This is a genomic window from Saccharopolyspora halophila (genome assembly GCF_039531955.1).
GTDB classification, from domain to species: Bacteria; Actinomycetota; Actinomycetes; order Mycobacteriales; family Pseudonocardiaceae; genus Saccharopolyspora; species Saccharopolyspora halophila.
In genome coordinates this window covers 248,122-266,280 of sequence record NZ_BAAARA010000004.1, presented here as the reverse complement: position 1 = coordinate 266,280, position 18,159 = coordinate 248,122, and the positions used below count along the sequence as shown (strand labels likewise).

At 70.5% G+C, this 18,159-nt stretch carries 19 protein-coding genes; 10 read left to right on the top strand and 9 right to left on the bottom strand.

The genetic code is table 11. From position 1 onward, the window contains the following. Position 1: 1 nt before the first annotated feature. The gene (locus ABD289_RS08825; protein WP_344128641.1) at positions 2-442 is read right to left on the bottom strand and encodes a DUF3224 domain-containing protein; all 441 of its coding nucleotides are present in this window, start codon (positions 440-442) and stop codon (positions 2-4) included. Positions 443-560: 118 nt separating this feature from the next. Here ABD289_RS08825 and ABD289_RS08820 point away from each other — a divergent pair, with 118 nt between their 5' ends. The 6 genes from ABD289_RS08820 (at position 561) to ABD289_RS08795 (ending at position 6,951) form a co-directional block, all read left to right on the top strand. Continuing rightward, positions 561-1,358, top strand: coding sequence for a DUF6597 domain-containing transcriptional factor (locus ABD289_RS08820; RefSeq protein ID WP_344128639.1), 798 nt, complete (start codon positions 561-563; stop codon positions 1,356-1,358). A gap of 152 nt (positions 1,359-1,510) precedes the next feature. Continuing rightward, the gene (locus tag ABD289_RS08815) at positions 1,511-1,705 is read left to right on the top strand and encodes a hypothetical protein (RefSeq protein ID WP_344128637.1); all 195 of its coding nucleotides are present in this window, start codon (positions 1,511-1,513) and stop codon (positions 1,703-1,705) included. 107 nt (positions 1,706-1,812) lie between these two features. Next, positions 1,813-2,361 (top strand): GNAT family N-acetyltransferase, encoded by a 549-nt coding sequence (locus ABD289_RS08810; protein ID WP_344128635.1) that lies wholly within the window; start codon positions 1,813-1,815, stop codon positions 2,359-2,361. 22 nt (positions 2,362-2,383) lie between these two features. Further along, positions 2,384-3,664: an MFS transporter gene (locus tag ABD289_RS08805; RefSeq protein WP_344128633.1), complete on the top strand. Its 1,281-nt coding sequence runs from the start codon at positions 2,384-2,386 to the stop codon at positions 3,662-3,664. Between the two features lie 75 nt (positions 3,665-3,739). Continuing rightward, entirely contained in the window at positions 3,740-5,227 is a 1,488-nt protein-coding gene (locus ABD289_RS08800; protein ID WP_344128631.1) for an ABC transporter substrate-binding protein, read from the top strand. After that, entirely contained in the window at positions 5,224-6,951 is a 1,728-nt protein-coding gene (locus ABD289_RS08795) for an ABC transporter permease subunit (protein ID WP_344128629.1), read from the top strand. The genes ABD289_RS08800 and ABD289_RS08795 overlap by 4 nt, the downstream gene beginning before the upstream one ends. A gap of 22 nt (positions 6,952-6,973) precedes the next feature. Here the strand turns inward: ABD289_RS08795 and tatA are convergent, their stop codons facing one another. The 5 genes from tatA to ABD289_RS08770 form a co-directional block, all read right to left on the bottom strand. Further along, entirely contained in the window at positions 6,974-7,162 is a 189-nt protein-coding gene (gene tatA, locus ABD289_RS08790) for a Sec-independent protein translocase subunit TatA (protein WP_344128627.1), read from the bottom strand. Positions 7,163-7,282: 120 nt separating this feature from the next. Next, positions 7,283-9,325: a putative bifunctional diguanylate cyclase/phosphodiesterase gene (locus tag ABD289_RS08785; protein WP_344128625.1), complete on the bottom strand. Its 2,043-nt coding sequence runs from the start codon at positions 9,323-9,325 to the stop codon at positions 7,283-7,285. A 305-nt stretch (positions 9,326-9,630) separates the two neighbouring features. Beyond that, a complete protein-coding gene (locus ABD289_RS08780; RefSeq protein ID WP_344128623.1) occupies positions 9,631-10,461 on the bottom strand; it encodes a C39 family peptidase in 831 nt (276 codons plus the stop codon). Between the two features lie 543 nt (positions 10,462-11,004). Further along, positions 11,005-11,724, bottom strand: coding sequence for a polyamine aminopropyltransferase (locus ABD289_RS08775; RefSeq protein ID WP_344128621.1), 720 nt, complete (start codon positions 11,722-11,724; stop codon positions 11,005-11,007). 61 nt (positions 11,725-11,785) lie between these two features. Further along, positions 11,786-12,577, bottom strand: coding sequence for a substrate-binding domain-containing protein (locus ABD289_RS08770; RefSeq protein WP_344128619.1), 792 nt, complete (start codon positions 12,575-12,577; stop codon positions 11,786-11,788). Positions 12,578-12,620: 43 nt separating this feature from the next. Here ABD289_RS08770 and ABD289_RS08765 point away from each other — a divergent pair, with 43 nt between their 5' ends. After that, the gene (locus ABD289_RS08765) at positions 12,621-13,016 is read left to right on the top strand and encodes a DUF5997 family protein (protein ID WP_344128616.1); all 396 of its coding nucleotides are present in this window, start codon (positions 12,621-12,623) and stop codon (positions 13,014-13,016) included. A 124-nt stretch (positions 13,017-13,140) separates the two neighbouring features. Here the strand turns inward: ABD289_RS08765 and ABD289_RS08760 are convergent, their stop codons facing one another. Then, the gene (locus tag ABD289_RS08760) at positions 13,141-13,821 is read right to left on the bottom strand and encodes a TetR/AcrR family transcriptional regulator (RefSeq protein ID WP_344128614.1); all 681 of its coding nucleotides are present in this window, start codon (positions 13,819-13,821) and stop codon (positions 13,141-13,143) included. Positions 13,822-13,925: 104 nt separating this feature from the next. On the opposite strand from ABD289_RS08760, the gene ABD289_RS08755 reads away from it, so the two are divergent. The 3 genes from ABD289_RS08755 (at position 13,926) to ABD289_RS08745 (ending at position 16,993) form a co-directional block, all read left to right on the top strand. Beyond that, a complete protein-coding gene (locus ABD289_RS08755; RefSeq protein WP_344128612.1) occupies positions 13,926-14,825 on the top strand; it encodes an AurF N-oxygenase family protein in 900 nt (299 codons plus the stop codon). 55 nt (positions 14,826-14,880) lie between these two features. Continuing rightward, complete coding sequence (locus tag ABD289_RS08750; RefSeq protein ID WP_344128610.1) at positions 14,881-16,302, top strand: 4Fe-4S binding protein; 1,422 nt, start codon at positions 14,881-14,883, stop codon at positions 16,300-16,302. A 160-nt stretch (positions 16,303-16,462) separates the two neighbouring features. Then, on the top strand, positions 16,463-16,993 hold the full coding sequence (locus ABD289_RS08745) for a cupin domain-containing protein (RefSeq protein ID WP_344128608.1): 531 nt from the start codon (positions 16,463-16,465) through the stop codon (positions 16,991-16,993). A 24-nt stretch (positions 16,994-17,017) separates the two neighbouring features. Here ABD289_RS08745 and ABD289_RS08740 read toward each other — a convergent pair whose 3' ends face one another. After that, positions 17,018-17,218 (bottom strand): DUF397 domain-containing protein, encoded by a 201-nt coding sequence (locus tag ABD289_RS08740; protein WP_344128605.1) that lies wholly within the window; start codon positions 17,216-17,218, stop codon positions 17,018-17,020. Between the two features lie 13 nt (positions 17,219-17,231). Beyond that, on the bottom strand, positions 17,232-18,068 hold the full coding sequence (locus ABD289_RS08735) for a helix-turn-helix domain-containing protein (protein ID WP_344128603.1): 837 nt from the start codon (positions 18,066-18,068) through the stop codon (positions 17,232-17,234). Positions 18,069-18,159 lie beyond the last annotated feature (91 nt).

Below are 18,159 nucleotides of genomic sequence, written 5' to 3'. Positions count from 1 at the left end.
GTCAGCCGAAGTCGTAGGACAGCACCAGCTCGTAACCGTTGTCGCTGTGCCCCGCGACGAGCACGTCCGCCGCACCGCGCAGCTCGGCCAGCCCGCCGGTACCCATGCCGGGGACGACTTCGAGACGCTCGGAGACCGACCCCTGGTCCTGCTGACCGATGCGCTGGAACACGCAGGTCCCTTCCTGGCCACCGATCGAACCTTCGAAGCGCTCGAGACCGAGCACGGGGGCGGCGTCGCTCTTGTAGGCGATCAGGTACGTCAGCGCACCCGCGCCTTCGATCTCTCCGGTGTAGGTGTAGCCGACTTCGGCGCGGGTCAGGCCGCGATCCGGGTAGTAGGCCTGGCCCGCGGTCGTCCCCTGCCCGTCGATGTCGCTGACCAGGTGTTCGGACCAGGAGGAAACGGTGAATCGGCAAGTCGCCTTGTGCGTGTAGGTCATGCGCTCGACGCTAAGCCCCTCGCGAGCGCCCGTATTGAACAAACGCGACGACTCGGCCGCGCGATCGCGGGTGGGCGTGCCCCTGGCGCGGCGGGCAGAAGCGCGGGAATCTGGACCCATGCCCGCACGGCGAGGACGACCGGAGGCGATCGTGCGCCCCAAAGCGGGCGCGGGCGCGTTCGAGGTCGACCGCGTCGCGCCGGATCCGGCACTGGCCGAGTTCGTCGACTACTACTGGCTGGTGCGCTGGCGGGTCACCGAGCACCGGCAGCAGGTGGTCCCCCAGCCGCGGGTCCACCTCGCCGGGGAGCGCGGGCGGCTGCTCGTCCACGGGGTCACCAGGGAGCCGTTCTTCCGCACGCTGACCGGCACCGGACACGTGCTGGGAGCGGCTTTCCACCCCGGCGGCTTCCGGGCGGTGCTGCGCGGCAGCGTCGCGGCGATTTCCGGAACGGTCCGGCCGGGCCTGGATCTGCTCGGCCGGGACGATCGCCCTGCCGCCGGGACCGTCGCCGCGACGGACTCGACCTCCGAGATGGTCCGCGCCGTGGAGGATTACCTGCTCGGATGCTCGCCCGAACCGGATCCGGCCGGCCGCGAGGTCACGGAACTGGTCGCCGAGACCCAGCGTTGCACCGAGATCGTGCGGGCCGAGCAGTTGGCCCGGCGTGCCGGGCTGACCCTGCGCAGTCTCCAGCGCCTGTTCTCCGAGTACGTCGGCATCGGGCCGAAGTGGGTCGTCCAGCGCTCCCGCATCCTCGACGCCACGGCCGCCGCGCACTCCGGCGAACCGGTGGACTGGGCGGCGCTGGCCGAACGCCTCGGCTTCAGCGACCAGGCCCACCTCACGCGCGTGTTCGCCCAGGTCGTCGGCACTCCGCCGGCGGCCTACCAGCGCGACCCGGGCACGAGCTGAGGCACCGGTCGGCGCCGCGTTACAGGCGGGACCGGATTACACGCCTTCGGGTAATCACTCGCCGAACAAGGATCCGCACGGAAAGTGATCGCGTCTCCTCTCCCGCGCAGCTCGCGCAGCACGAGAGGAGATTCGCCATTCCGGAGAACCGCGTGATCCCGCTGGCCCGCCGCAGGCCGCGCACGAACGTCGAGGACCTGCTGGTGGAGACCGCGGTCAACACCGCGCTCGACAGCGGCGACCCGGCCGAGGCCGAAGCGATCCTGGAGCTGGCCGAGGGCCTGCTCACCGCCTGCACCGCATCGGAGGCCACCCGAGAAGCGCAGCCCAACCGGGCCACCGCCTGATCGTCGGCGCGTCCGCACGACGTGATCCATTCGTCAGCTCTGTTGCACATTCTTTGCTATAGCCTGATCGTGGCTGATGTCGTGTCGTGCTGGCGTGGAGGTGCTCGGTGTCCGGGGAGCGGTTTGGCGAGGTGGAGGGCTACGAACTGCGGCTCGCGCAGCCCGCGGACGTCGAAGGTGCCCGCAAGCTCATGTTCGACACGTTCTACCTGGTCATGGGGTACGGCTACGTACCGCAGTGGCACGCCGACGTGATCGGCATCCGGGAGACCTACCTGCAGCGGCCCGGCCACGCGCTGTTCGTGGCCGTGGACGGGCAGCGGGTCGTGGGCACGGCAGGCGTGCGGGCAGGCGGGCCGAAGAGCCCGCCGTGCGCGACGTGGCTGGCCGAGCGCTACGCCGACGCGGCGCAGCTGGCCCGCGTCTACGTCGACCCGGCGCACCGCCGCCGCGGGCTGGCGCGGGCACTGGTGGAGCGCGCCTGCGCGCACATCGCCGACAGCCGGGCCTACGACTCGATCTACCTGCACACCGACCCCGCGATCGAGGGCGCCGAACCGTTCTGGCGCGAGCTCGCCAAGGAGGTGCACGACGAGCGGGGCGAGCCCGGCGGCAACGGGATCATCCACTTCGAGATCCCGATGCCCGCCGTGTGATCGCCCCGTCGAAGGAGTCGCCGTGACCGCCAACGGCACCCGCGCGAAGCCGTTCGCGCGCCGCTGGTCGCTACTGATCCGCTTCCGCGGGTTACCGGGGCTCGCCCGGTTGCTGCTGCTCACCCAGCTCGCCTTCAACATCGGTTTCTACCTGGTCGTCCCGTTCCTGGCCACGCACCTGGCCGAGGACCTCGCGATGGCGGGGTGGGCGATCGGGATCGTGCTGGGCGTGCGCACCTTCAGCCAGCAGGGCATGTTCGCGCTCGGTGGCGCGCTCGCCGACCGCTTCGGAATCCGGCCGACGGTGCTGGCCGGATGCGCGCTGCGCGTGCTGGGCTTCGCGGTGCTGGCATCGGCCGGGGACTTCCCGACCGTGCTGGGCGGGACCGTCCTCATCGGATTCGCCGCCGCCCTGTTCTCCCCCGCCGTCGAGTCCGCGCTGGCCGCGCAGGGAACCGAGCTGGAACGCCGCGGCATCATCACGCGCACCGAGCTGTTCGGACTTTTCGCGGTGTGCGGGGAAATCGGTGCGGTGACGGGGCCGCTGCTCGGGGCCGCGCTGCTGGGTGTCGACTTCGGACTGACGTGTTCGGTCGCGGCCGCGGTGTTCGTGCTCATCCTGCTGGCCCACGCCCGGATGCTGCCGCACGGCACCCGCGAAGAGCGGCGGCCGCTGCTCGCAGGTTGGGCGCGCATCGCGCGCAATCGCACGTTCCTGGTCTTCGCCGCCGCCTACAGCGCCTACCTGCTCAGCTACAACCAGCTCTACCTGGCGCTACCGGTCGAACTGGGCCGCGTGGACGCCGCGCACGCGCTGGGCTGGATGTTCGCCCTGGCCTCGGTGCTGGTGGTGTTCGGCCAGCTGCCGCTGGCCGCGTGGGCGCGTTCGCGGCTGGGCGCCGCGCGGGCGCTACCGCTCGGATTCGGCCTGCTGAGCCTGGCGTTCGCCGCGGTGGCGTGCTGGGCGCCGTGGCCACCGCTACCGGGACTCTTCGCGCTGCTGCCCGCTGCGCTGTTCGTGTCGCTGCTCAGCCTCGGGCAGATGCTGGCCGTCCCGGTCGCCCAGGACCTGGTGCCGCGGTTGGCCGACGGGCAGGATCTGGGCTCGCACTTCGGGTTCCTGTCCTCTGCGGGCGGTGTCGCCGTGCTGATCGGAAGCGGTGCAGCGGGCGGTCTGCTCGACCTCGCCGCACACCCCGGCCCGCTCGCCGCGCTGCCGTGGCTGGCGCTGGCCGCGCTGCCCGCGCTGAGCGGACTCACCCTGCTGGCCCTCGCCCGCCGGTTGCCCGCACGTCCCCGCTAGCCCGACCGAAACTCCGTTCGGCCACGAGCGGAAACGACCCGAGTTCCACGACGACGTTCAGGAGGTCTGCCCCGCATGCGCTCGAAGATCGCGCGATTATCCGCGGTGCTGTCCGGTTTGCTGCTGCTGTCCGGCTGCTTCGCCGGCACGACGGGCACCGGCGCGCCCGACCGGATCGGTGTGGCGCTGTCCTTCCCGCCCACCGCCGCGATGTCGGTCTACAGCGACGACGCACTGCTGCTGAGCAAGCTCGGGGCCACCGAGACGCTGACCGTGCTGGGCCAGGACGGAACGGCCGAACCGGGCCTGGCCGAGAGCTGGACGCGACCGCACCCGGACACGCTGCGGATGACGTTGCGTCCCGGGATGACCTTCCACGACGGGACCCCGCTGACCGCCGAGCACGCCGCGAACGCGTTGCGGCACGCCGCGCAGGCCACGACCCCGCCGCGCTCCCTGGACGACGTGCAGCTGCGCGCGGTGGCCACCGGCGAGCGGACGCTCGAGGTCTCCACCGGTGTGCCGGATCCCGTCCTGGCGCAGCGGCTGACCTCGCCGAACATGGCGATCCTCTCCCCCGCCGCTTACCGGGAGAACCCGAAGGCCCCGGACCCGATCCGCACCGGTACCGGGCCGTACGTGCTGGAAGACGTGCAGGGCACGGCCGGCGCCACGCTGCGGGCCAACGACCGGTACTGGGGCGGAGCACCGAAGGCCGCGGGCGTCGACGCCCGCTTCATCTCCGACGGGACGGCACGGGCCAACGCACTGCGCGCCGGTGAACTGGACGTCATCGACACCGTCCCGGTGTCGCAGCTGCCCACCATCTCCGAGCAGGAGGTCGTGGAACTGCCGCTGCCGCGCGTGGTCAGCGCTCACCTCAACACCAGCAGCGGCACGTTCGCCGACCCGGCGATGCGCGCGGCAGCGCGGGAGGCGATCGATCCCGCGCAACTCGCCTCGGGCGTCTACTCCGGACACGCCGACGCGGCCCGCGGACTGTTCGGCCCGGCCAGCCCGTGGGCGAACGCCGCTCGCGCACCTCGGCACGAGACGCCACCGGCGGCACCGAACGGCCGCCCGGTGCGCATCGCCACCTACGACGAACGCCCCGAACTGCCCGAAATCGCCTCGGTGCTCGCCGAGAACCTGCGCAGCGCCGGGTTCGACGTGCGCGAAGTGCGGGTGCAGGAGTACTCCACGCTCGAATCCGAGCTGCTGCGCGGCGCTTTCGACCTGGTCGTCGGCGCGCGCTCGTACGCGCAGGACACCGGCGACCCGGTCAGCTACCTCCGGGCCGACTGGACCTGCGCGGGCTCCTACAACCTCTCGCAGCTGTGCGATCCGGCCATCGACGCCGCCGTCGAGCGAGCCCGGCGGGCCGAGGTGCGGCAGCGCCAGCAGGCCGCGGTGCGGATCTCCGGGCGGTTGCTGGAAACCGACGCGGTGGTGCCGCTGGTACACGAGCGCGCGCGCATCGGGCTCGCCCCCGGCGTGACCGGTATCGCCGAGGACAGCTACGAGCGCGAGCTGATCACCGCGACGACCACGCCGGGCACATGACGGCTCCGCTGCCGAACGCGCTCGCGGCGACCCGCGGGCTCGTGATCGCGCTCGGTTCGGTGACCGGACTGGCGCTGCTCGTCGGGTCGCTGCCGTGGCTCGGCGGGGACGATCCCGCGCAGACCGTGCTGCGCGCCCGCTCCGCCGAGCGCGAGCTCGACCCGGCGGTGCTGGCCGCGGTCCGGCGCGACGCGGGCATCCCGGACGACCCGGTCAGCGGTGCGCTCGGGTGGCTGGCGGATGCCGCGCACGGTGACCTCGGGCGATCGTGGGTCACCGGGTCTCCGGTCGCCCAGTCGATCGCGCAACCGCTGGGCATCTCGGTGACCCTGGCGGTGTCCGCTGCCGCCGTGTGCCTGATCTGCGCCCTGCTGCTGCTCGCGCCGAGCTTGCGCCGGGCCGCCGATTCCGGTGCCGGGGTCGGCGGCGGCGCGCTCGCCGCGGGTGCGCTGCTGGCGGCGCTGCCCGAGTTCCTCGTGGCGACGGCGCTGCTGACCGTCGTGGCCGTGCACCTGGGAATCGCGCCGACGTCCGGCTGGTCCGGTCCGGCGAACGTGCCGCTGCCCGCGCTCGCCTTGGGGCTGCCCGCCGCCGGGGTGCTCAGCCGCGTGCTCTCCGGTGCCATCGACGCGACGCTGACCGAACCGTGGGTGCGGACCTGGCGAGCGGCCGGGTTCCGCCGCTCGGCCACGGCGGCGGCGGTGCTGCGGCGCGCGGTGGCGGTGGCCCTGCCGCAGCTGGTGCTGTTGTTCGTGGGGCTGCTCGGCTCCGGCATCGTGGTGGAGGCGCTGTTCGCCATCCCCGGCCTCGGCGGCACCGCGCTGCAAGCGGTGCTGGCCCAGGACTTACCGGTGGTGCAGGCCTGCGTGGCCCTGCTCGCGCTGATCGGGCTGGGCCTGGGCGCGGCCGGGATGCTCGCGCACCGCAGATTGCTGGGACCGGCGATGCGCGACGGTGCCCTGACCCCGAGCGCTACCGGCGGCAGCGATCACCCGCGCTGGGCGCTGGCCGTGGCAGCGCTGCTGACCGCGCTGGTCGTGGCGGGCCTGCTGCGGGATCCGAGCGCGATCGCGCTGGGCGAGCGCCTGCAACCGCCGTCGAGCGCCTCCCCGCTCGGCACCGACGCGCTGGGCCGCGATCTGCTGGCCAGGTTCGGGCACGGCGCGCTGCTCAGCGTCGGGGCGTCGCTGGCCATCAGCGCGATCGCCCTCGCGCTGGGACTGCTCGTGGGCGCGTCCCGCACGCGCGGGCTGGCGGGAGCGGCCGAAGTGCTCAACGCGGTGCCACCCGTGCTGGCGGGCATCATCGCCGCCGCCGTTGCCGGGCCCGGCCTGCTGGGCGCGGCCACGGCGGTGTGCGCGGTGGCCTGGATCCCGCTGGCCGTGCACGCCCGCACGCTCGCGGCCGAGGTCCGCGCCGCCGGGTTCGTGCGCGCGGCGCGGGCGCTCGGGGCCGGGCGCGGACGGATCCTGCTGCGCCACGTGCTGCCCGCGATCCTGCCGCCGCTGCTGCGGCACGCGCTGGTCCGCGTACCGCACAACGCGCTCGCGCTGGCCGGGCTGGGCTTCCTCGGCCTGGCCGCACCGCACGACTCCGCGGAGTGGGGTGCGATGCTCGCCGGCGCGCTGCCCTACGCCGAGTCCGCGCCCTGGGCGGTCGCGGTGCCCGCACTGGGGCTGTCGCTGCTGGGCCTGGTGTCGGGGCTGAGCCGCGCGACTCGCTGATTCCCGCCGATCGGGGCGGGAATCAGCCGCCCTCGGTCTTCCGGTTCTCGTTGGCGGCGGCTTCGTCCTCCTTGAGGCCGCGGGCCTCGGCCTTGAGGACGCGGGCGGACTGCCCGAGGGAGCGGGCCATCTGCGGCAACTTGGCCGAGCCGAACAACAGCAAGACCGCCACGAGGACGATCAGCCAGTGCCACGCGCTGAGTGCTCCCATGGGTGCTTCCTCCCCGGTTTATGCTTCGGCGCCCTGCCGTTAGCCGCCACAACGAGTTTACCCGTGCCTCCGGCGGCTGCGGGCTGGCCTCGCTCTCGGCATCCCCGCGCGGGCGACGCCTCATCCTCGCCGGGGTGGGGACTCGATGAACGCCCGGAGATCGGCGTCGGGCAACGGCCGGGAGAACAGGAACCCCTGGTAGGCGTCCACCTCGAGCTCCTGGAGCATGCGGAACTGCACCTCGGTCTCCACGCCTTCGACCACGCAGCGGCGGCTGGTGGCGTGCGCCATGTCGACCGTGGAGCGAATGATCGCGCGGTCGACCTCGTGGTCCTCGATGCCCGCCACGAACTGGCGGTCGAGTTTGATCGTCGCCGCCGGGAGGTCCTTCAGGCGCGCCAACGACGAGTAACCGGCGCCGAAGTCGTCGATGGCGATGGTGATCCCGAGGTCGATCAGGTGCCGCATCGCGCGCAGCGTCGCGGCGGACAGCTCGACCAAAGAGATCTCGGTGACCTCGAGTATCAGGCGCGGGGCCGGGAACTCCAGCTCGGCGACGACCTCGGCGACCGAGTTGAGGAACTCCGGGTCGCCCGCCGCCCAAGGACTGAGGTTGATCGACACCCGGATCGGTCCTGCGGCGGTCGCGGGCCAGCGGGCCGCCTGCCGCAGACCGGTGTAGAGCACCCAGCGATCGAGCTCCTCCACCAGCCCCAGCTGCTCGACGAGCGGCATGATCACCGCCGGGGACAGCAGTCCCTGCCCCGGATGCGGCCAGCGAACCAGGGCCTCGGCCGTGACCGTGGTACCCGAAGCGTCGACGATCGGCTGGTAGTAGAGCTCCAGCCCGTCGGTGCGCAGCGCCACGGCGAGGTCGCCCTCCAGCCGCAGCCTGGCGTTGATCTCCCCCGCGGAGGCGTCGGTCGCCAGCACCACCTGCTGGCGGCCGTGCTCCTTGGCCCGGTACATCGCCGCCTCCGCGTAGCGCAGCAGATCATCACCGATGATGCCCTCGGCGGGCGGCATCGCCGCGCCGATCGAGGCGGTGATCTGAACCGGTATTCCGCGCACCGTGGCGATCAGGTGCAGCACCCGCGAGGCCTCGTCGGCGAGCTTGGCCAGTCCACCAGCTTCGGCTGCCTTCGGGCACACGATCAGGAACTCGTCCCCGGGCAGGCGCGCGACCGTGCACCCAGGCAGGTCCGCCTCGGCGAGGTTGCGCGCGACCTGCGCCATCACCTCGTCTCCCCCGCCGCGGCCGAACGCGTCGTTGATCCGCTTGAAGTCGTCCAGGTCGCACAGCAGCACCGCGGTCTCGGCGGTCGCCTCCAGCAGCAGCGGCTCGATGCCCCGCAGGTTCAGCAGCCCGCTCTGCGGATCGTGCGTGGCCTGGTACTGCAGCATCTCGGTCTCGCGGACCCGCGAGGTGACGTCCTGGAAGACCAGCAACCGGAACCGCCGACCGTCGTCCTGCACCGAGGTGACCTCGGAGACCTCGCAGTGCACAGCGCTGCCATCGCGACGCATCAGGGTGTGCGGGGTGGCGCGTCCGCTGTTGCGAGCGGCGAAGTCGCCGTGATCGTCGTCCGGGTGCAGCAGGTCCACGACGGGGGTGCCGAGCAGATCGGCGCGGGTCGTGCCGATCAGCTCGCCGAGGGCCTTGTTGACCTCGTGGATCCTGCCGCCCTCGTCGATCAGGCCGACGCCGACCGGGGCGAGATCGAGCAGATCGGAGAACCGCTTGGCCGAGCGCTCCTGGCGCAGGTGCACCGCGGTGTCGTCGCGCACGACCTTGATGAAGCCGATGACCTCGCCGCGCTCATCGCGCTGGGCGGCGATGACGATGTAGGCCCAGAAGCGGCTCCCGTCGCGGTGGACCCGCCAGCCCTCTTCGACGTGCACGCCCGCTTCGGCTGCGCTGGCCAGCTCCATATCGGGGTACTCGGGCGCGTAGTCCGGCGGGTAGAACATCGAGAAGTGCCTGCCCAGCACCTCGTCGGCCGAATAGCCCTTGAGCTGCTCCGCGTCCGGGTTCCAGCTGTTCACCCGCCCCTCGCGGTCGAGGGTGAACACGGCCACGTCCGCGGCGCCCGAGCGCTGCGCCAGCGCCCGCTGCAACCGGGAACCAGCGGCAGCCCCGATCGAGTCATCGGAATAACCCATGAGGTCCCACCCGCTCCGCCGGTGCTCTGACCAATCCAGAGTGCGACCAACCCGCCGGTCCGGCAACACACTACGGGCACGCCCGGGTGAACACCGGCGGCGGACGCGCCCGGGTGAGGCGCGCTCAGCGGCACCGCCGAAGTCGATCGACCAAAACCGGCCGCCGAACGCACCGCACCCGAGGTAGCGCCCTCGTGCGTGGTGGGTTCGGCGGCCGGAAGTGGAACTCGCCGCCGCGCGGGGTGGAAGTCGGGGGCGGCTCCACCACCGCGCAGCGGCGAGAGAATGCGGGCTTCAACCAGCGATCAGTGGGAGTAGCCCTTCGGCTGGATCAGGCTCGCGGCCTGGTCCAGGCTCAGCCAGTAGGTCTGCTGGCCGCCGAAGCCCGCCGGGTCGGCGACCTGGACCGTCTTGTTCTGAGCGTCGTAACCCACGATCGACACGTAGTGGTAGATCGTCTGGGTCGACGGGTAGTTCGGCGGCTGGTTGCCGGGCGCGGCCACGATGTTGGCGACCAGGGCCTTGCCCTTGTCGACGTCCTTGACCGTGTCCTGCCACAACTGCTGCTTCATGCCGTCGGTGAGCGGCTTGCCTCCCCAGTCGACCGTCTTGTACTCAGCGCCCTTGTCGGCCAGGGCGTGGTTCATGAAGTCGGTGATCTGGCGGATGTGGTCGGTGCCGTTGGTGGTGGTGCCCAGCGCACTGGCCAGGTCGGCCTGGCCGGGCAGGGCGTCGGTCACGCTGGACAGCGCGATGCGCGCGGCGGCCGGGCCGCACCAGTAGCTGGTGACCTGCTCCTGGAAGTCGACCGGCAGGGTCTTGACCGTCTGCTGCGGCTCGAACTTCTTCGGCTCGGGCTTCTTGACGACCGGGACCTCGTCGACCTGCGCGGGGGCGATGGCCGGGGCGGTCTGCGGAGCCTGTTGCTGAACCGGGGCCGGCGCAGGAGCGGGGGCGAGGGCCTTCGGGGCGGCCGGGGCGGGGTCCGGGGCCGATGCCGGGGCGGAGGCCGCGACCGGCTGAGGCGAGGCTGCGCTGGCGCCGTCTTCGGGGGACTCGGCGTTCGCCAGCGCGACAACGCTCAGAGTTGCGGCTGCCAGGCCAAGCGGGAGAACCGCAGGCTTGAGGCGTCGCATAAAGATGACCTCCAATTCGAGATCAATTCGGGGGATCTCGAGATCAGATCGGGGGGATCACAACTCGGTCTCAATTTCGCAATCGACAATCCAGGCGGCGCCGGGAAAAGAAAAGCGATTGAGACCCGCGACACTATTCTCACTAAACGAGCAGAGATCGACACGCACCGTTGTCGACGACGTGGCGTAACTGGTCGAACACGCGGCGACGTGGGCGTGAACCTGCACGTCACAGCGTCGACACGCTCGCTAACGCGGTGTCACGAACCAGTGGAAAAACCCGAATTGGTTCGCTCTTCCCGCTATATTACAACCACCGGCGGCACATCCGCTTTTCGGAGTAATTGAACCAACCCGAGCGAGGATTCGCGCAATTCTTCGCAGCATTCTGGATCAAGACTGCGCGCAGCGACCCGCCGCATCATCGGGAGTCATCCCTGGTCGACGCCGTCCACTGTGCCGAGTCCCGGTCAGGCGATCACTGGATCGATACACAAAACGCGAATGTGGATTGGTTCAACTGAAGCGAAAAACCGTGACGCTTCAAGCAACGAGCCGGGCCGTGTAGATGGTGTTCGCCGACTCCGGACCGCCGTAGGGGTTGGCGAAGAACACCGAGTGGTCCCGCACGTCACCGAAGACCTCGCCGAGGGCCGTCTTGAACTCCTCGTCCGGCGGGTCGTCGGACCACAGGGCGAACACACCACCGGGCTTGAGGTGAGCGGCCAGGCGGCGCAGCCCGTCGGGCGTGTAGAACTCGGCGTGCCCGGAGTCGAGCGTGTGCCTCGGCGAGTGGTCGATGTCGACCAGGATCGCGTCGACGCGCCGCCCGGGCTTCTCCGCGTCGAAGCCGCGCTCCCCCAGCGCCATGGCGAAGAAGTCACCGTGCACGAAGCTGTTGCGCGGATCCGCGGTGAGCTCCTCGCCGAGCGGTAGCAGCCCTCGGCGATGCCACTCGATGACCTCGCCGAGGCCCTCGACCACGGTCAGCGACCGCACCCTGGACTCCGCGAGCACGGCCTGCGCCGTGTAACCCAGGCCGAGACCGCCGACCACGACGTCGAGATCGGCATCGGGCACCTGCGCGAGACCCAAGCGGGCGAGTTCGATCTCGGCGACCGTGAACAGGCTCGACATCAGGTACTCGTCGTCGAGCTTGACCTCGTGCACCTGCACGCCGAGCGTCGGATCGAGCCGCCGCCGCAGGCTGATCACCCCGATCGGGGTCTCGCGCCAGTCGAGTTCCTCGAAACGTGCAGGCAATTCCGGTGTCCGATCGCAGGCCTGGTCAACTTCGGTCCACGATCCCACGCACCGGGTCGAACTACCGGCGGCGGGGGCTGCGGCGCCCGCCCGGGCGCGGCCCGCCGCGCCCGCCACCCGGTGCCTTGCCGCCCGGCTTCTTCGCACCCTGGGTCTTGCCGCCCTGAGACCTGCCGCCCTGGGGATTCGCCTGCTTGCGCTGCTTCTTGGCGGGCTGCTCCCGCTGCTTGCCGCGGGTGCTGTTGGGGGTGCGGCCGCGGACGACGCCGATGAACTGCTCCATCAGCTCGGGCGTCTCGTCCCGGACGAGCCAGGCCAGCGCCACCTCCGACTCGGGCAGCTCCTCGATCGGCCGATGGATGAGGTCCTTGCGGTGATGCAGCCGGGCCACCGACTGCGGCACGATCAGCACGCCCACGCCCGCGGCCACCAGCTGGATCGCGTCCCCGGTGGTGGCCGGGCGCTCGATGGCGGGCAGCCCAGGCGGGCCCTCCCGGTCCACCGCGCCCCAGTCGAGCGGGTCGTCGAGGGGGTGCTGGACGATCTCCTCGTCCAGGTCGGCGGGCGTGAGCTCGTCGGCCGCGGCGATCAGGTGCTCCTTGGGCGCCACGACGACGGTCTTCTCGGTGTAGAGCGGGATGGCGTGCACACCGGTCCGGTCGATCGGCAGTCGCAGCAGCGCAGCGTCGGCCGTGCCGTCGCGGACCAGTCCCTCGGCCTCGTCGTTGGCGCTGTTGACCAGGTCGAGCGGCACGTGCGGCTCGCGTTCGTTCCACCTGCGGACCCATTTGTCCGGGGTCACGCCAGGGACGTAGGCGAGAGCGAAGGTGCGGGCGGCTTCCGACTCGGTCACCTGCCCAGACTACCGGGCGGAGTCGGCCGTTACGCTGGGACGCATGACGTCGCGAAAGTCCATCCAGACGATGAAGCCCGCCACTGCGGCCAAGAAGCTGGGTGTCTACCTCGAAGCCACACCCGCCGAGTTCCAGGAGGGTGTCGTCTCGCGCGACGAGCTCAACGCGTTGCAGACCGATCCGCCGGAGTGGCTGCGCGAGCTGCGGCGCAACGGCCCGCACCCGCGTCCGGTGGTCGCTCAGAAGCTCGGGATCTCCACCAGCGGCCTGGCTCGCAACGACCTCACCGAGCCGCTGACCACCGAGCAGATCAACGCGATCAAGGACGAGAACCCGGAGTGGCTCCAGCACGAGCGCGCCACCCGGGTCAACGCCCTGCGCGAGGAGCAGCGCGTCAAGGAGCGCAAGGCGGCCAAGGAAGCCGAGAAGCAGCACTGACGCCCGAAGGCCCCGCGCACCGGGGCCGCTCGGGTCGTCCGCGTAACAGTTTTGCCTAAAACTGTCGCATGATCATGTCCGTTGCGCCCGGGCAGTTTTAGGCAAAACTGTCACGCGGCCTGGGTCAGGAGCCTTCGGCCACCGGTAACGGGGCTTCCGGGTCGATCTCCAGGCCGTGACTGCGGAGGGTCTGGTCCAGGAGGGTCCAGGTCCAGTCCGTGAGCCATTCGGACAGCTGCTCGGCGGTGACCTCGCCCGGGGCGTCGAGCCAGTTGTTGGTGCTGGACTCGACCATGCCGACGATCCCGTGGGCGAGCGGGTTCAGCACGGGCACGGGTTCCGCGCCGAAGGTGCGCAGGTAGAACTCGAAGACCTCCACCAGCTGACGGGCGATGACCGTCTTCACGTCGCTGATCGCGTGCTGCCCGCTGGAGAGCGCGTGCATCGTCAGGTAGCGGTAGAGATCGCCGTGCTCGGTAAGCCAGCTGATGTGCGCGCCGATGGCGCTGCGGGTCAGCTCGAGCGGAGTGGCCTTGACGCTGAACACGGCGGCCATCTCCGTAGTGATCATCTCCGCCGCGCGGTCGGCGATCGCACCTCCGAGGTCCGCGGCGTCGTTGAAGTACTTGTACAGCCGGGTGCGCGCGACCCCGGCTTCCTCGCCCATCTGCTCGACCGAGACCTCGGGCCCGTGCTTGGCGATCGCCCGCACGGCCGCGTCGATCAGCTCACCTCTGCGGCGTTCGCGGTGCCCCGCCCAACGCGCGCTCCTGCCATCTACCTGAGGTGTCGCCGATGCAGTCACCCACTGATTCTATCGGCCGCGAAAAACACCCTGCCGAACCCGCTCGACTATGGGGTACAGTCTGTTACCGTTACTCCGAGTACGACGAAGTGCGGAGGTGCGCAATGACTGCCGTCAGTGCAGAGCAGGACCTCGGGCCGGATTTCTCCCGCCGCCTGCTGGAATCGTCCGAGACGCTGTCCTACGACCCCATGAAGGAGATCGACTGGGACGCGCCGTTGCCTGCTGACCACTACGGGCTCAACCCGGAGTGGAGCACGCTGTACGGCACGCCGCTGTGGGATGAACTCACCGAACAGCAGCGGATCACGTTGACCAGGCACGAAGTCTGCTCGATCATGAGCACCGGCATCTGGTTCGAGATGATCCTGCAGCAGATGATCCTGCGGGATCAGTACGTGAAGGACCCGGCTCAGTCGGAGTTCCAGTTCGCGCTCACCGAGATCGCCGACGAGTGCAGGCACTCGATCATGTTCGCGCGCATCTGCCAGCGGCTGGAGGTGCCCGCCTACTTCCCGCCGAGGACCGTCGTGGAGCTGGCTCGGGCGTTCAAGAGCACCGCGACCGGGGAGGTCGCCTACGGTGCCGGCCTGGTGGCCGAGGAAGTCCTCGACGTCATGCAGCGCGACTGGATGCGCGGGGAGAACGTCCTCGACATCGTGCGCACCAGCTCCAAGATCCACGTGGTCGAGGAGTCGCGGCACATGAAGTTCGCGCGCGAGGAAGTCCGCGAGCACATGCAGTCGGTCGGCAAGATCAAGCGCCAGACCAGTGCCTTCCTGATCGCGGCCGTCGCCTACGTCATCGTCTCCAGCCTGGTCAGCCCGAAGGTCTACAAGTCGGTCGGCCTGGACCCGAAGTGCGCCGTCGCCGCGGTGGCCGCCAGCGAGCACCGCAAGTCGATGATGCGCAACGCATCGGCCGGCCTGATGGAGTTCCTGTCCGAAGCGGGTCTGCTCACCCGTCCCGCCATCGCGCTGTACCGGCGCGTGCACATGATCTGAAGCGGGCGAAATGACGTACGCGATCACGCAATCCTGTTGCGCGGACGCCACATGCGTGTCGGTGTGTCCGGTCAACTGCATCCACCCCACCCCGGATGAACCGGATTTCGGCACCACCGACCGGCTCTACATCGACCCGCGCGCCTGCATCGGCTGCGGGGCGTGCGCGGACGCGTGCCCGGTGGAAGCGATCTTCCCGATCGATCACCTCACCGGCTCGCAGGCCGTGCACATCGAGTTGAACGCGCAGCACTTCTCCGAGGTGGACCAGGACCACTCCTGGGGACATCCGCGCTTCCCGCGGTCGCTGCCGGCTCAGGCCGCGGCGCCGCGGGTCGCGGTGGTCGGCACCGGCCCGGCGGCGGGGTACGCGATCCAGTCGCTGCTGCGCTCCACCGATGCCGAGATCACCGTGCTCGACCGGATGACCGAACCGGGCGGGCTGGTGAAGTTCGGCGTCGCACCGGATCACCCGAGCACGAAGCGGATCGGCAACACCTTCGCCACCAACTACGAGCACCCGCGGGTGCGGCTGCGGCTCGGCGTCGAGGTGGGGCGCGAGGTCAGCCACGCCGATTTGAAGGAGCACTTCAACGCGGTGGTCTACGCGGTCGGCGCACCCGGTCACCGCAAGCCGGGGATCCCGGGTGAGGATCTGCCCGGCACGCTGGCGGCCCGGGAGTTCGTCAGCTGGTGCAACGGCCACCCGGACATCCCCGCCGATGCGATCGACCTCTCCGCCGAGCGCGTGGTCATCGTCGGCAACGGCAACGTGGCGCTGGACGCCGCGCGCCTGCTGCTGACCGACCCGAAAGAGCTGACCGGTACCGAGATCTCCGAGCACGCGCTCGCGGCGCTGCGCGAGAGCAAGGTCCGCGAGGTCGTGCTGCTCGCCCGCCGCGGGCCGGACCGGGCGGCCTACACCCGCTCGGAGCTGCTGGGACTGCGGCAGACGCTGGGCGATCGGATGGTCGTCGACGCCCACGGCGACGCGGCGACGACGATCGCCGCCGCCGAGGACGGCTCGACCGCCGCGCTGCTGCGCGACCTGCCGATCTCCGAGATCTCCTGGGACGCGGTGCCCGAGGAACGCCGCCTGGTGCTGCGGTTCGCGTCGCCCCCGGCCGAGGTATCCGGCGACGCGCAGGTCCGCGGGATCCGCATCGCCGACGGCGACGATCACGTCGAGGTGGAGTCAGGACTGGTCATGTGGTCGGTGGGCAGCCGAGGGGTAGCGATCCCGCAGCTTCCCTTCGACGAGACCACCGGCACCATCACCAACACCGGCGGTCGCGTGGAACCCGGCACGTACGTGGTGGGCTGGGCCAAGCGCGGCGCGTCCGGCGGTATCGGCGCGAACCGGACTTGCGCGAGCGAGACGGTCGACGCCTTGATGGACGATGCCGCGGCCGGCGCGCTGCACTCCCCCGCCAAGGACGCCAAGTCCTTCACCAAGCTCCTGCGCTCGCGCAAATAGGGGGAGCGGAGAACGCCTCCACCGGAAATCACTCCGGTGGAGGCGTTCTCGTCTTTCACGCGAGCGCCGCCCGCCGGGGGTCGGCACTCGCCCGCTTCTTCGAACCGGGCTGCGCGGTTACCGTGGGGTCTTGGCATCCGGCGCGAAGGGAGCGAAGGTCATGAGCGATCCGCTCGTGTTCCGCGACGGCCGCACCGTCCGCTTCCTCGCCGAGGGGACCGACGAGCGCGGCCCGTACCTGCGCATCGAGCACCACCTCCCGGTCGCCGCGCGGCAGGCCGGTCCGCATTGGCACCCGGTGATCACCGAACGCTGGACGGTCCGGCGGGGCCGGCTGCGCTTCCGCATCGACGGCCGGGAGATCGCCGCGGGCCCCGGCGAATCCGCGTTCGCCGGGGCCCGGCAAGTCCACGAGTTCGGCTCCGAGACTCCGGACGTCGTCATCGACCACGAGATCCGGCCACCGCTGAATCACCGCAGAATGTTCGAACTCTGGCACGCGCTGGACGTCTCGGGCCGCACCACGACCGCCGGAATCCCGCGCAACCCGCTGGTACTGGGCTTGCTCTGGCGCAGCCAGGACGGCTATCTCGCGGGAATCCCCACCTGGTTGCAGCACGCGGTGTTCGGCGGCCTCGCGCGGCTCGCCGATCTCCTCGGCTACGAACGGCGGTTGCCGACGAGCCGATAGCTCGGCTCCTGCGTTCGCCGAAGCTCAGTGCTCGAAGCGGCCGTTCTTGATCGCACCGACGAACGCGCCCCACTGCTCGCCGTCGACAGCGATGAACCCGGCGGCACGGTCCTTGGTGTCGCGCACGGCCGCGCCTTCGGCGCTCCGGCCGACCTCCACGCAGTTCTCCGCCCCCTGGCTGAAGCTCGACTTGCGCCAACCCGAGACGGGCGAGGTCGGGGCCATGATCACCACTCCACTAGGCCAGCTCCTTGATCCTGCGGTCGAGCATCTGCACGGTCACCCGGTCGGATGCTGCGACCATGCGCAGCCTATCGAAAGCGGTGAGGTATCGGTCGGTGTGGGCGGGCTTGTCCAGGTAGTCCCCGCTCGTCAGACCTTCCAGGTAGACGTAGGTCGCTTCGGGTTCCGCGAGCCGCAGCAGCCGGAACGAAGAGCCGAGCGCGACGTGCTCGCCCACCTCGAACGGCAGGATCTGCAAGGTGACGTTCGGCCGCGCCGCCGCCTTGCGCAAGTGCTGCAGCTGATCGCGCAACACGGATGCACCACCGACGCGGCGATGGAGCACCGCCTCGCCGACCACGCACCACACCTCGGGGCCGCCTTCGGCGAGCACGCGCTCGGCACGCGCCATGCGCTCCCCCACCGCGGGCTCGACGTCTTGGGTGTCGTCGAGCGGGTTGGACAGTATTGCCCGCGCGTAATACTCAGTCTGCAAGATCGTCGGGACGACCTCGGGGTCATAATGCTTGACCTCCGCAGCCGCGCCTTCCAGTGCTACGTAGGTCGCTGCCCAGTCGGGCACCCGCGCGGGCTGGTCGCGCCTGCGGGCCTCCTTGGCGAGCGAGCGGAGCCGTTCGGCTTCGGCCGCGTCATCGACCTCGAAGAGCCGCACCAGCTCGTTGACCTCGGCGGCCGAAACCGTGAGGTCGCCGCGCTCGACCTTCTGGAGCTTGCCGACGTACCAGTCCAGGCGGTCGTTGATCTCCTTCTGCTTCACACCGGAGCGCTCGCGCAACGCGCGCAGGATCAAGCCGACCTGGACTCGTCGCACAGCAGGCCACGTGTTGGACATGGCTCGAGATCATGCCGTGGACGAGGTCACCCGATCAAGCAAGTGACCCATTTGGGTAATGGCTAGGTGCAATTGCAGTTCGCTACCTTGC

Coding starts and splice junctions, on each gene's coding strand:
- ABD289_RS08825 (WP_344128641.1), bottom strand. CDS start 442: ATGACCTACACGCACAAGGCGACTTGCCGATTCACCGTTTCCTCCTGG.
- ABD289_RS08820 (WP_344128639.1), top strand. CDS start 561: ATGCCCGCACGGCGAGGACGACCGGAGGCGATCGTGCGCCCCAAAGCG.
- ABD289_RS08800 (WP_344128631.1), top strand. CDS start 3,740: ATGCGCTCGAAGATCGCGCGATTATCCGCGGTGCTGTCCGGTTTGCTG.
- ABD289_RS08795 (WP_344128629.1), top strand. CDS start 5,224: ATGACGGCTCCGCTGCCGAACGCGCTCGCGGCGACCCGCGGGCTCGTG.
- tatA (WP_344128627.1), bottom strand. CDS start 7,162: ATGGGAGCACTCAGCGCGTGGCACTGGCTGATCGTCCTCGTGGCGGTC.
- ABD289_RS08785 (WP_344128625.1), bottom strand. CDS start 9,325: ATGGGTTATTCCGATGACTCGATCGGGGCTGCCGCTGGTTCCCGGTTG.
- ABD289_RS08780 (WP_344128623.1), bottom strand. CDS start 10,461: ATGCGACGCCTCAAGCCTGCGGTTCTCCCGCTTGGCCTGGCAGCCGCA.
- ABD289_RS08765 (WP_344128616.1), top strand. CDS start 12,621: ATGACGTCGCGAAAGTCCATCCAGACGATGAAGCCCGCCACTGCGGCC.
- ABD289_RS08755 (WP_344128612.1), top strand. CDS start 13,926: ATGACTGCCGTCAGTGCAGAGCAGGACCTCGGGCCGGATTTCTCCCGC.
- ABD289_RS08745 (WP_344128608.1), top strand. CDS start 16,463: ATGAGCGATCCGCTCGTGTTCCGCGACGGCCGCACCGTCCGCTTCCTC.
- ABD289_RS08740 (WP_344128605.1), bottom strand. CDS start 17,218: ATGGCCCCGACCTCGCCCGTCTCGGGTTGGCGCAAGTCGAGCTTCAGC.
- ABD289_RS08735 (WP_344128603.1), bottom strand. CDS start 18,068: ATGTCCAACACGTGGCCTGCTGTGCGACGAGTCCAGGTCGGCTTGATC.